This window comes from Sphingomonas sp. Leaf5, assembly GCF_001421155.1.
Taxonomy (GTDB): Bacteria; Pseudomonadota; Alphaproteobacteria; order Sphingomonadales; family Sphingomonadaceae; genus Sphingomonas.
Genome location: NZ_LMJZ01000021.1, coordinates 53939 through 66947, shown reverse-complemented (window position 1 = coordinate 66947; position 13009 = coordinate 53939). Strand labels below are relative to the sequence as shown.

Here is a 13009-nt window from a genome sequence, read left to right as displayed (position 1 = left end):
GCATGGTGCCGCCCGGAATCGTTCAACCGAAACGCTGGCGCAATCGGATCACATACGGAAGCTGGCGCCGGCATAGATGAAGCGCCCGACCCCCGAAATCGGATAGGTCAGCGATCCGAGGTTCGGTGTCTGTTCGAACAGATTGTTGACGCCCCCGTAGAAGCGGAAGCTGTCGTTCACCCGCACTTCCGCCCGAATGTCGTGCTGGAACAGCTCGGGGTAGAAGAAGTAACGCGGGTCGGAGAGATCCGGATTATTCGCCAGTTCTTCGGTCGTGAAGCGGCGGGTCTTGCTGAAATAGACGAGGCCGTAGTTCAGCGACAGCGCGTCGATGGTCCACGTCACGTTGCTCGACCCGCGCCAGCGGGGGTTATAGGCTTCGAGCGTATCGATATCGACGTCGGCACCCACCGTGGGGACGAACGAGAGATTGTCGAGATAGCCGGCGTTCACACTAACGTCGAAGCGACCCAGATTGCCCGGCTTGAACGTATAATTGACCCCGATGTCGGCCCCCGACGTGCGGAAGGCGGCGACATTGGCCGGCGTGACGTTGAAGCCGATGCGACGCTGGGGATCGTCACCGTCGCCCAGCACGTAACCGGTCTGGGTCGAGCGGAAGACGTTCGCGCAGAACGGGTTGTCGATCGTCGGCTGATCGACGCACAGCTGCGCCAATTCGGTCGGAGTCGGCGTGTTGATCGCATCGCTGATGCGGATGTCGTACCAGTCGGCCGTGATCGTCAGTCCGGGGATGAACCGCGGACGCAGCACGACGCCTGCGGTCCACGTCGTCGCCGTCTCCTCGGTCAGGTTACGATTGCCGCCCTGCGTACCCCGACGCGAGGTCGTGGCCGAAGGAACCTGCGACGGGCTGAAGCTGGCGATCTGTCCCGGCGTCAGACCGAGCCCGGCGAGCAGCGTCTGGCAATTCGCCGCCCGGAACTGCGTTCCCTGGTTCCGGTTCGCGAGATCGCATGGATCGGTGACGAAACCGAACGCGCCGGTCGCGGGCAGGAACAGTTCGCCGATGTTCGGCGCGCGCACCGCCTGCGAATAGGAACCGCGGAAACGAATATCGGGGATCGGGGCATAGATGCCGTCGAACTTCCACGTGCGCGTCGAGCCGACCGTCGAATAGTCGGACAGGCGCGCCGCCGCGCCGAACGACAGCAGCTCGGCGAACGGCATGTCCGCCAGCAACGGAATGTTCAATTCGCCGAACACTTCCTTGACGTCGAAGCTGCCCGCGCTCGGCGGGAGCGCGGCGAAGTCGCGCAATTCACCGTTCACGATCAGCGCATCGGGGTCCGACCGGCTGCCCTCGCGCCGATATTCGCCGCCGAACGCGAAGCCGATCGGGCCGCCCGGCAATTCGAAGATGGCGCGGCTATCGCCCGAGATCGATCCAGATACGACATGCTGGTCGACCGCCGCACGGTTGACGTTATTGGCAAGGACGAAATCGAGCGCTGCCTGCGACGCGACGCCGTTGCCCAGCAGGTTGAGCGGACGACAGGCGCTGCCGGCCCCCGGCGTAAAGGTCGTGGCAGGCTGGTCGAGCGCCGTCGCATCCAGCGTCGAACGGCAGACGATCGAACCGTCGGGTGCCCGGACCGCGTCGATCGCCGCCGCATAGCGGTCACCGATCAGGTTGGACGTCTGCGTCGACCGAGCGTTGGTACGGCCATAGACGTAGGAGACTTCGTAGCGCGCGTTCTCGGCGATCTCGCCATCGAACCCGACGACACCACGCCACGTATCGCGACGTACCCGCTCACCGCGGATGCCGAAGTCGAAATTGTCGCGTGAGATAAAGGCACCGTCCGGTGCCGCGTTCGCGCCGAAACGATCGGCGAGGAACGCGTTGTCACCGTTCAGATACGTGAAGAAGTCGAAGCTCGGCTGTCCGACCGAATAGGCACGGGTCCGGACGAACTTGCCCTCTGCGAAGAACCGCACCTTGTCCGAAAATTCGAAGCTGGTCAGCAGGTTGGCGGCGTGGCGCTCGATTGCCGGAAACAGGTCGCCAAAATAGCCCGCGGTCGGGGTATTGGACGAACCGCCCTGCGCACGACCGCTCGACCCCGGCAGGAAGGTGCCGCCGTCATAGATGCGACCGCTGCCGGTGAAATCGGGAATGCCATCCAGGTTCAGGTCGACCGCACCGTCCGGCGCGCTGTCAGCCCAACCGAGGTTGGTATAGACGATCCGATCGGGCAAATCGGGATTATCGAACGGGTTACCATCGGGACCCGGGCGGAAATCGTTGATGTTCTGCCACAGTTCACGATAGCGGCTGGGATCGCCCGAGAATGGCCGCGCAAAGCTGCTCAGCCGTTCGGTGTTGCTGTATTCATAGGCTGCGGTGATGTTGCCGCGTCCGTTGGCGAAATTCTTGCCCGCGACGATCGATGCCAGCTGGTTGCCGGCATCGCCATCATCCGAGATGCCGCCCTGCAGGCGGGCCGAAACCCCTTCGAAATCACGCCGCAGCACGAAATTGACCACGCCGGACACGCCATCGGCACCGTAGATCGCCGACGCGCCGCCGGTCAGCACGTCGACCTTTTCGATCAGGTCCTGCGGGATCGAATTGGTATCCACTGCGGCAGTGTTCGGTACACCGGCAACGTGACGACGGCCGTTTACGAGAACGAGCGTGCGATCCACACCAAGATTGCGCAGGTTCAGGAAATTGGCACCCGTGCCATTCAGCTCCGTTGGGCTGGACCCGCCCGACCTTGCGCCACCGATCGACGCGGTCAGCGCCGGATTGCGGATCAACACGTCAGTAATATTGTTCAGACCGGTCGCTTCGATGGCGGCGGCGTTCACCGAAACGATTGGATTAGCGACTTCCAGCTCGGGACGCGCGATACGCGAACCGGTAACGACAATTTCCTCGCTGGTATCGACCGTACTCTGCTGGTCATCAGCGACAGGAGCCGCGTCCTGCGCGGACGCCGATGCGGCGGCGAGCAGCGCAGTGATGGCAAGGACGCTGCGGGCCGCACCTAGGCGCCAGCGCGAAATCGGTTGTTGCATGGTTCGGACCCCTTTTTCCGATGTTTGCGTATTCTTCATCGATACGCTTTCACCGCCAGCATCAACCGCCGGCAAAGCGACTGGCTCCCGCGCACTGCGTTTTGCGTCTGCGTGTTGTACGATCGCAACACGCCGCCATCTACCAGCAACAAAAAAGGGCGGACATCCAACCGGATGCCCGCCCCTCTGACGCTTTCGACCCGGTCGGATCAGTAGCGATAATGGTCCGGCTTGAACGGCCCTTCGACCGGCACGCCGATGTAACTCGCCTGCTTCGGGGTAAGCTTCGACAGCTTCACGCCCAGCTTTTCGAGATGCAGCGCCGCGACCTTTTCGTCGAGGTGCTTGGGGAGGACGTATACTTCGTTCTTGTAGTTCTCACCCTTCGTCCACAGTTCGATCTGCGCCAGCACCTGGTTGGTGAAGGACGACGACATCACGAACGACGGGTGGCCGGTGGCGCAGCCGAGGTTCACGAGGCGGCCCTTGGCGAGCACGATGATCTGCTTGCCATCGGGGAACTTTACCAGGTCGGTACCCGGCTTTACTTCGTCCCACTCATAGTTCGACAAAGCGGCGATCTGGATCTCGCTGTCGAAGTGGCCGATGTTGCAGACGATCGACATCGGCTTCATCGCCTTCATGTGATCGGCGGTAATAACGTCGGCATTGCCGGTCGCGGTGCAGAAGATGTCGGCGCGGGTCACCGCTTCGTCCATCGTCACGACCTCGAACCCTTCCATCGCCGCCTGCAGGGCGCAGATCGGATCGACTTCGGTCACCATCACGCGCGCGCCGCCGTTGCGGAGCGACTGCGCCGAACCCTTGCCGACGTCACCGAAGCCCGCGACGCAGGCGACCTTGCCGGCGAGCATCACGTCGGTCGCGCGACGGATCGCGTCGACCAGCGATTCCTTGCAACCGTAGAGATTGTCGAATTTCGACTTGGTGACGCTGTCGTTGACGTTGATCGCCGGGAACGGCAGCTCACCCTTCTTCGCGATTTCATACAGGCGGTGGACGCCGGTCGTCGTTTCTTCCGACACGCCCTTCAGGTTCTTGACGGTCTCGGTCAGGTATCCCGGACGCTTGGCGATGAACGCCTTCAATGCGCGCTGGAACTCGACCTCTTCCTCATTCTCGGGCTCGCCCAGCGTCGCGCCGGCTTCGAGCTTCGCGCCCCACAGCGCGAACATGGTGGCGTCGCCGCCATCGTCGAGGATGATGTTGGCGGTCTGGTCGCCCCAGTTGAAGATGTCGCCGACATAGTCCCAGTAATCGGCGAGGCTCTCGCCCTTGATCGCAAAGACCGGAATGCCCTTGGCCGCGATCGCGGCGGCGGCATGGTCCTGCGTCGAGAAGATGTTGCACGTCGCCCAGCGGACGTCAGCGCCGAGCGCGGTCAGCGTCTCGATCAGCACCGCGGTCTGGATCGTCATGTGAAGCGAACCGGTGATCCGCGCGCCCTTCAGCGGCTGCGACGCCCCGAATTCCTCGCGCAGCGCCATCAGGCCCGGCATCTCGGTTTCGGCGATCTCGATTTCCTTGCGACCGAAATCGGCGAGGCCGATGTCGGCGATGACGTAATCGGTCTGCTTGTCGGCAATGGCGGTGGCCATGGATACTCCTGGAGCTTGGGCCATGGGCACGCCCATGGCGGATGACTGCGCCTCTACCGACCCGTCGGTCGAAACGCAAATACGAATATAAAGATTTCTTTATATCTGTTTCGTGACGCTGGAATGCGAGGGGTAGGCGGCAACCGCCCGGTCACAGGCGACTAGCGAAACGACCCTAAGAAACCATTCTCAGGCAGTTCCGGCCCCCGGCGACAACAGGCGCGTATCGATGCCGGCCCGGTCGTATCCCGCCCGCCAGCGCTGCGCGGTCGGCACGTCGAACAACAGCGCGGCATCGCCGTCGACGTTCATCCAGCCATGGCGCGACATTTCGGCATCCAGCTGCCCGCCTTCCCAGCCGGCATAGCCCAGCGCGATCAGGAACCGTTCCGGCCCGCTGCCGCCCGCGATCGCGCGCAGCACGTCGACCGATCCCGACAACGCCCATTTGCCGGCGACGTCGATCGTGTCCTGCCCGCCCCAGCCGGCATCGTGCAGCACGAAGCCGCGCCGCGTTTCGACCGGTCCGCCCTGATGGATCGGCACATCGGGTGCCGCGCCGGGTTCGATCTCCAGCTGCGCCAGCAACGTGTGCAGCGTCAGCCCATCGATCGTATCGCCGACGCCGATCCCCATCGCGCCATCGGCATCGTGGCTGCACATCGCGATAACGGCATGGTCGAACCGGCGGTCGCCAATGCCGGGCATCGCCAGCAACATCTGTCCGGTCAGGAATCGGGTCTGGTCCATGATCGGACGACGCTAATCGTCCCGCGGCTGCGGCGCCATGCTTGAAAAGGGCCGCCAGCGCTCCCACGCTTCGCCCGTGCGCAACGATGCGCGGCTATTCCCGGAGAAAATGATGACGATCAAGATCGGCGACCGCCTGCCCGACGCGAAACTGGTCAAGGTTACGCCCGACGGCCCCGATCAGGTGTCGACCAGCGACTTCTTCGCCGGCCGCCGCGTCGCGCTGTTCTCGGTACCCGGTGCCTTTACCCCGACCTGCTCGGCCAAGCATCTGCCGGGCTTCGTCGAACAGGCGCAGGCGTTCCATGACAAGGGCGTCGACGAAATCGCCTGCACCGCGGTCAACGACGCCTTCGTGCTCGACGCCTGGGCAAAGGCCGGCAACGCGACCGACACGGTGACGATGCTGGCCGACGGCAATGCCGATTTCGCGAAGGCGACCGGCCTCGACATGGACAGCTCCGCCTATGGCATGGGCACCCGGTCGCAGCGTTACGCGATGCTGGTCAATGACGGCGTGGTCGAAGCACTGCACGTCGAGGCACCAGGCGAGTTCAAGGTCAGCTCGGCCGAAAACCTGCTCGCCTCGATCTGATGCGCGCGACCGGTTTCGATACGCGCGTGTCGGAACCGGTCGGCCCGTCCCGGGTTGATAAGATGTTACGCAACCATATCGAACGGGAAAGGGACGCGTCATGACCAACTCGACGACCACCACGGATGTCGCCAACGACGTCGCCGAAGCCTCGGGCAGCTTTGCGGAAAAGGCATCGGCGACCTATGCCTCGGCCAAGGAAACCGTAAGCGACGCCGCCGCCAAGTCGCGCGACGCCGTGGCCGATGCCGCCAAATCGACCGCCGAGACGGTGAAGGCCCATCCGGGTGCCACCGCCGCGATCGTCGCCGGCGCGGCCGCCGCGATTGCCGGGGCCGCGTTCGGCGCGTCGAAGCTGATCGACAAGAAGCGCGAAGCCGACGCCACGCCGAAGGTTCCTTCGTCGGCGACCTGATCTCCCAAGACCCGGCGCACCGCACTGCGCCGGGTCTTGACCTGCCATATGCGATCGCCCTAGCCACGATCGATGACGCAGGCTTCCGATATCGTTGCCGAACTCGATCGGCTCTACACCGCCTCGGTGGCACGGTTGCGCGCTGCGCTCGACCGCTACCTGACCGATGGCACGCCGCCGGCCTCGTCGGCGCGGGTCGATGGCAGTTTCGCCTATCCTGAAATCCGCCTGACCTATCGTGGTGGCAGCGAGCGGCCGATGCCGTCGCGCGCCTATGGCCGGCTGACGACCCCCGGCGAATACCGGATCAGCGTGACCAAGCCGGCGATGTTCGCCGCCTATCTAACCGAACAGCTCGAACTGCTGATCGCCAACCACGACGTCACCGTCGAGGCGGTTGGTGGACGGCAGGAAATCCCCTTTCCCTACGTCCTCGACGCCGGGCACGCGCTCAGTCTCGATGCGGTGTCGGCGTCCGAACTGGCGCGGTTCTTCCCCGCGACTGAACTGGCGCATATCGGCGACGAGATCGCCGACGGCCTGTGGACCGCGCACGACGACAGCCGGCCGCTGGCGCTGTTCGACGGGTTGCGCACCGACTTTTCGCTGGCCCGGTTGCGCCACTATACCGGCACCCCGCCCGAACATATCCAGCAATATGTGCTGTTCACCAATTATCACCGCTATGTCGACGAATTCGTCCGCTGGGCCGGCGAACAGCTGAAGCCCGCCGCCGATGGTACGCCCAGCCGCTATACCGCGCTGTCGGGAGCCGGCGGCGTGCTGGCGACCGCCGAGGACGATGCCGAGCGCATGGTCAGCGACAGCGCGTGGCGGCGGCACCAGATGCCGGCCTATCACCTCGTCGCGCCCGACGGCACCGGCATCACGCTGGTCAATATCGGCGTCGGTCCGTCCAATGCGAAGACGATCTGCGACCATCTGGCGGTCATGCGGCCCGAAGCGTGGCTGATGATCGGCCATTGCGGGGGCCTGCGCCCCAGCCAGCGGATCGGCGATTACGTGTTGGCGCACGCCTATCTGCGCGACGATCACGTCCTCGACGACGTGCTGCCGCCCGAAATCCCGGTGCCGGCGATCGCCGAGGTCCAGGTGGCGATGGCGCGCGCGGCGGAGATCGTGTCGGGCCAGTCGGGCGACGAACTCAAGAAGCGCCTGCGCACCGGCACCATCGTCACCACCGACGACCGCAACTGGGAATTGCGCTTCAGCCGTTCGGCGCTACGCTTCTCGCTGTCGCGCGCGGTCGGCATCGACATGGAGTCGGCGACGATCGCCGCGCAAGGATATCGCTTCCGCGTCCCCTATGGCACGCTGCTGTGCGTTTCCGACAAACCGCTCCACGGCGAATTGAAGCTGCCCGGCCAGGCCAACCGCTTCTACGAACGCGCGATCAACGAACATATGCGCATCGGCATCGAGGCGTGCGAGCAATTGCGCCAAGAGGGCGCCCGCCTGCACAGCCGCAAGCTGCGCGCGTTCAACGAGCCGCCGTTCCGGTAAGCGATGTTCGGGAGGGAGGCACGACGCCTCCGCGCCCCTTCATCGCTCGAAACGGGTCCGGCGTAACATGGCACGGCATCCTCCCGACCGCCCGCAGACCTGCGGCGGATCGATATGCAGTGATGGCAACGAATTTTCGTCCTTCCCGCGCAGGCGGGAATCCATAGCCGCTACGCTTTCCGCCGGATTGGCGACATCAGTGCATATGGACTCCCGCCTGCGCGGGAGGGACGACACGGCGTCGGTCGGCCACATCCGCACTGAACGGGTCGAATGTCGCCTGACCCTACACCTTGTACCGATCCGTCGGGATCTGCGGCTCGCTCGCCGCCGCGCTCTTGTGGAACAGCGCCTTGTCCTCGGGCCGGAACGCCCAGCGCCACAGCACCGCGAAGTAGATGGCGAGCATCACCGGAATGCCGAACAGCAGTTCCGCCCATTCATAGTGCTTCGGCAGCCGCATGATCAGCGATCCGGCCACCGCCGCCGCCAGCACCGCCCACACGAACGCCGGCCGGAAATCGCGGACACTGACGCCGAGCAGCTTCGACAACAGCCCAGACTTGATCACCGATCCCAGCCCGACCGACAGCGTCAGCGCCATCGCCGGCCCGACCGCCGCGTAATTCTGCGGCAGGCCCAGCGTCCGCATCAACGCAACCAGCGCGAAACTCAGCAACACCTGAAACGTCAGCAGCCCCAGCGAAATCATCAGGTTACGGTGGCGCGCGATATAGACCAGCGCCGCTTCGGACACCGCGCCCTTGGCCGCGAAGACTTCGGCGAACAGCAGGAACGACAGCGCCCCCGCCCCGCTCACGAACTCGCGCCCGACCACCCCCATCACGCCCGACGCCGGGATGCTGCCGGCCAGCGCCAGCGCCGCCTGCGCGGTGATGATCCAGAAGCCGACCTGCCGCACCTGTCGCGCGACGGCGGGCTTGTCGCCGGCGGCAAGGCTGTGGGTGATGACTGGCCCCAGGACCGGATCGAAACTGGTCTTCAGCTTCTGCGGCAACGACGCGACCTGTTGCGCCATGTAATAGATGCCGACGATCGCCGGCCCGAACAACAGCCCCAGGATGAAGCGATCGACGTTGCGCGTGCCCCATTCGATCGCATCGGCACCGGCCAGCGGCATGTTGCGCTTCACCAGCGCCAGCATCGGCCGCAGATGCGGCGACCAGCCGATCGGCAAGCCATAGCTGCGGACGAACGGCACGATCGACGCGACCAGCGCCGCCGCCATCGACAGCACATAGCTCATGATCAGCCCGTCGCGGGTCGAGTAATAGCTCAGGCCCCATGCCGCGATCGAGATCGTCCACGGCTCGATGACCGCGCGCGCCGTCACCGCCGCCTTGACGTTCAATCGATAGGCGAGCGCCGCCAGACTGACGTCGGACCATGCGATAGCGAACACGATCAGCGGCAACAGCCGTTCGAACCCGATCACCTGACTGTTCGGGTACATGATCTGCGGAAACACGAACAACACCGCGCTCGCCGCGACCGACAGGATGAAGGCGACCGCCAGCGCGTCCCACACGACATGGGCATGCGGTCGATCGGTCGACGACAGCGCCTGCGCCAGCCCCCGTTTCAGCCCCAGCGTCGCGACCAGCGCCGCCAGTTCGACCACCAGCACCGCCAGCGCGAACCGCCCGACGATCTCCGGCCCATAGATGCGCCCGGCGATGAACAGGAACGGCAGCCGCGCGACCAGCCGCAGGACGAATCCGAACACGTTGGTCCGCCCGCCCTTGGCAAGCGCGGCGATGTCGTCGGTCGGCTGGGTCGGCGCGTCGGTCATACGTCGCGCGAAGGCTGGATCATCGCGGCGTCATACGCGAGGGGGGCGACCCGCCATAGCCCCCCGTTGCGCTTTGGCGACGGGGTGCGACTTGGGGGCAACGGTCGGGGATGGATGCAGCTTGCTCCCCTCCCTGGAAGGGAGGGGTCGGGGGTGGGTAGGCCCGCGAGGGAACGTCTCGCCAGCCTCAGACCCACCCACCCACAGCCCCTCCCTTCCAGGGAGGGGAGCAGTCGCCGACCTTCGACGGCCGCAATCGACCCTAATGCGCCGCGCCCCAGCTAGGCCCCGTCCCGATCTCGACACCCAGCGGCACCGACAGCTGCACCACCGGCTCGGCGGCGGTTTCCATCACCCGGCGGATCACCGGCGTCGCCGCCTCAACCAGTCCTTCGGGCAGTTCGAACACCAGTTCGTCGTGGACCTGCAGCAGCATTCGCACCTCGCCCAGGCCCGCCTCGGCCAGTGCCGGCCCCATCCGGACCATCGCGCGCTTGATGATGTCGGCGCTGGTCCCCTGGATCGGCGCGTTGATCGCGGCGCGCTCCGCCCCCTGGCGTTCGTGCTGCACCTTCGACTTGATGCGCGGGAAATGCGTCTTGCGCCCAAACAGGGTGGTGGTGAAACCGGCCGTCCGGACGCTCTGCGTCGTCTCGGCGATATAGCGGTTGATGCCGGGGAAGCGGTCGAAATAGCGATCGATCATCGCCTGTGCCTCTTCGGCACTCACGTCCAGCCGCCCGGCCAGCCCCCAGCGGCTGATGCCGTACAGGATCGCGAAGTTGATCGTCTTGGCCCGCCCGCGCGTGTCGCGGTTGACCTCGCCGAACAGTTCCTGGGCGGTGATGCTGTGAATGTCGTCGCCGCGCGCGAACGCGTCGCGCAGCTGCGGCACGTCGGCGATATGCGCCGCCAGCCGCAATTCGATCTGCGAATAGTCGGCCGCGAGGATGACGTTGCCCGGTTCCGCCACGAACGCATCGCGGATCTGCCGCCCGACCTCGGTCCGGATCGGGATGTTCTGCAAATTCGGATCGGTCGACGACAGCCGCCCGGTCTGCGCCCCGGTCAGCGAATAGCTGGTATGCACCCGCCCGGTCGCCGGATTGATCTGCGCCTGCAACGCATCGGTATAGGTGTTCTTGAGCTTGGTCAGCTGTCGCCAGTCGAGCACCTTCGCCGCGATCACCGCGCCCGGCGAATCCTTGTCGGCGGCGATCCGCTCCAATTCGGTGACGTCGGTCGAATAGACGCCCGACTTGCCCTTGCGCCCGCCCTTGATCCCCAGCGTGACGAACAGCACGTCGCCCAGCTGTTTCGGCGATCCGATGGTGAATTTGACGCCCGCGAGGTCGTGGATCTCGGTCTCCAGCGCGGCGATCCGGATCGAGAAATCGTCCGACAGCCGCGCCAGCACCTGCGCATCGACCTTGATCCCCGCCGTTTCCATCTCGGCGATGACGCGGACCAGCGGACGATCGACCATCTCGTACACCTTGGTCGCCTGTTCATATGGCAGGCGCGGCTTGAACCGCCGCCACAACCGCAACGTCACATCGGCGTCCTCGGCGGCATAGCGGGTCGCGGTTTTCAGATCGATCTCGCCGAAACCGACCTGCTTCTTCCCCGTCCCCACCACGTCCTTGTACGCGATGCAGCTATGCTGGAGGTGCGTCGCCGCCAGCTCGTCCATGCCGTGCCCGTGCAGGCCCGCGTCGAGGTCGAAGCTCATCACGATCGTGTCGTCATAGGGCGCGACGTCGACGCCGGCGCGCGACAGGACGATCATGTCGTATTTCAGGTTATGCCCGATCTTCAGGACGCTTTCGTCCTCGAACAACGGCTTCAGCGTCGCCAGCACGACCTCGCGCGACAATTGCTCGGGACGCTCGACGAACATGTCGGTGCCGCCATGGCCGATCGGCACGTAGCAGGCGAGATTGGGATGCAGCGCCATGCTGATCCCGACCAGTTCGGCACGCGTCGCGTCCAGACCCGTAGTCTCGGTATCGATCGCGACCCAGCCCTGATGCCGCGCTACCTGTACCCATCGGTCGAGCGCCTCCTGCGTCACCACCGTTTCATAGCCGTCATGGTTGCAGGCCGGCTCGTCCTCCTCCACCCCCGGTGCCGTGGCCGGGGCGACCGGTTCGTCGGCAACGCTCGACAGCTTGGTCAGCAGCGTGCGGAAGCCATGATGTTCGAGGAAGGCGCGTAAGGGAGCCTCCGGTATCCCCTGCATCGCCAGCGCGTCGAGCGGTTCGGGCAGGCCGCCATCGCATTTCAGCGTCACCAGCACCTTCGACAGCCGCGCATTGTCGGCATGGTCGATCAAATTGTCGCGCAGCTTGCCCTTCTTCATCTCGGGCGCGGCGGCGAGGACGGCCTCGAGATTGCCATGCTCGGCGATCAGCTTGGCGGCGGTCTTCGGCCCGACACCGGGCACGCCCGGCACGTTGTCGACCGCATCGCCCATCAGCGCCAACACGTCGCCCAGCTGCTCCGGCCCCACTCCGAACTTCTCGCGAACATGATCGGGGCCGAGCGTGCGGTTGTTCATCGTGTCGAGCATGTCGACCGACGGATCGGTCATCAGCTGCATCAGATCCTTGTCGGAACTGACGATCGTCACCGCCCACCCCTGCGCCAGTGCCGCCTGCGTGTAGCAGGCGATGATGTCGTCGGCCTCCAGCCCCTCTTCCTCGATACACGGGATCGAAAAGGCCCGCGTCGCGTCGCGGATCATCGGGAACTGCGGCACCAGATCCTCGGGCGGCGGCGGGCGATGCGCCTTGTACTGATCATACAGGTCGTTGCGGAACGTCTTCGACGATTTGTCGAGGATCACCGCCATATGCGTCGGCCCGTCCGCCTTGTGCAGCGCATCGGCCAGCCGCCACAACATCGTCGTATAGCCATAGACCGCCCCGACCGGCTCGCCATGCTGGTTCGTCAGCGGCGGCAGCCGGTGATAGGCGCGAAAGATATAGCCGGAGCCGTCGACGAGATAGAGATGGGGCATGGCCGGGGAGATAGCAGTGCGGGGGAGCGCTTGCGAGGGGGTTGCGGCGTCCTTCGCCACCGCCGGCTTGGTGCGGGGAAAGCCTCCTCCCCGCTCCGCGGGGAGGATCCGGAAGCCCCGCAAGACTGATTGACACATCCCCGCCATTGTGGCGGATTGCCGTCGCGGGCCGGCGCGGACGCCCGTTCAGACGGGTGCCGTCCAAGTTCCGCTCCATCGGTCG

Annotated in this window: 8 protein-coding genes; 3 read left to right on the top strand and 5 right to left on the bottom strand. The window is 65.2% G+C overall.

The features are described 5' to 3' along the window. Positions 1-48 precede the first annotated feature (48 nt). The 3 genes from ASE50_RS13860 to ASE50_RS13850 form a co-directional block, all read right to left on the bottom strand. Positions 49-3048 (bottom strand): TonB-dependent receptor domain-containing protein, encoded by a 3000-nt coding sequence (locus tag ASE50_RS13860; protein ID WP_235512345.1) that lies wholly within the window; start codon positions 3046-3048, stop codon positions 49-51. 209 nt (positions 3049-3257) lie between these two features. Next, positions 3258-4667, bottom strand: coding sequence for an adenosylhomocysteinase (ahcY, locus tag ASE50_RS13855; protein WP_055995708.1), 1410 nt, complete (start codon positions 4665-4667; stop codon positions 3258-3260). A 189-nt stretch (positions 4668-4856) separates the two neighbouring features. Then, a complete protein-coding gene (locus ASE50_RS13850) occupies positions 4857-5417 on the bottom strand; it encodes a YqgE/AlgH family protein (protein WP_056401625.1) in 561 nt (186 codons plus the stop codon). A 112-nt stretch (positions 5418-5529) separates the two neighbouring features. Between ASE50_RS13850 and ASE50_RS13845 the strand changes: the two genes are divergently transcribed. The 3 genes from ASE50_RS13845 (at position 5530) to ASE50_RS13835 (ending at position 7951) form a co-directional block, all read left to right on the top strand. Then, positions 5530-6012 carry a peroxiredoxin gene (locus tag ASE50_RS13845; RefSeq protein ID WP_056401990.1) on the top strand — a complete coding sequence of 161 codons (483 nt, stop codon included), beginning with the start codon at positions 5530-5532 and terminating at the stop codon, positions 6010-6012. Positions 6013-6112: 100 nt separating this feature from the next. Beyond that, entirely contained in the window at positions 6113-6427 is a 315-nt protein-coding gene (locus tag ASE50_RS13840) for a hypothetical protein (protein ID WP_056401622.1), read from the top strand. Between the two features lie 72 nt (positions 6428-6499). Next, positions 6500-7951 (top strand): AMP nucleosidase, encoded by a 1452-nt coding sequence (locus tag ASE50_RS13835; protein WP_056401619.1) that lies wholly within the window; start codon positions 6500-6502, stop codon positions 7949-7951. A gap of 286 nt (positions 7952-8237) precedes the next feature. Here the strand turns inward: ASE50_RS13835 and ASE50_RS13830 are convergent, their stop codons facing one another. Together ASE50_RS13830 and polA are read right to left on the bottom strand one after the other, a co-directional pair. Then, entirely contained in the window at positions 8238-9764 is a 1527-nt protein-coding gene (locus ASE50_RS13830; RefSeq protein ID WP_056401616.1) for a lipopolysaccharide biosynthesis protein, read from the bottom strand. 262 nt (positions 9765-10026) lie between these two features. Then, a complete protein-coding gene (gene polA, locus ASE50_RS13825; RefSeq protein ID WP_056401613.1) occupies positions 10027-12786 on the bottom strand; it encodes a DNA polymerase I in 2760 nt (919 codons plus the stop codon). Between the last annotated feature and the right edge of the window lie 223 nt (positions 12787-13009).

Excerpts from the sequence above, each read along its gene's own strand:
- ASE50_RS13860 (WP_235512345.1), bottom strand. The coding sequence starts at position 3,048 with ATGCAACAACCGATTTCGCGCTGGCGCCTAGGTGCGGCCCGCAGCGTC.
- ahcY (WP_055995708.1), bottom strand. The coding sequence starts at position 4,667 with ATGGCCACCGCCATTGCCGACAAGCAGACCGATTACGTCATCGCCGAC.
- ASE50_RS13850 (WP_056401625.1), bottom strand. The coding sequence starts at position 5,417 with ATGGACCAGACCCGATTCCTGACCGGACAGATGTTGCTGGCGATGCCC.
- ASE50_RS13845 (WP_056401990.1), top strand. The coding sequence starts at position 5,530 with ATGACGATCAAGATCGGCGACCGCCTGCCCGACGCGAAACTGGTCAAG.
- ASE50_RS13840 (WP_056401622.1), top strand. The coding sequence starts at position 6,113 with ATGACCAACTCGACGACCACCACGGATGTCGCCAACGACGTCGCCGAA.
- ASE50_RS13835 (WP_056401619.1), top strand. The coding sequence starts at position 6,500 with ATGACGCAGGCTTCCGATATCGTTGCCGAACTCGATCGGCTCTACACC.
- ASE50_RS13830 (WP_056401616.1), bottom strand. The coding sequence starts at position 9,764 with ATGACCGACGCGCCGACCCAGCCGACCGACGACATCGCCGCGCTTGCC.
- polA (WP_056401613.1), bottom strand. The coding sequence starts at position 12,786 with ATGCCCCATCTCTATCTCGTCGACGGCTCCGGCTATATCTTTCGCGCC.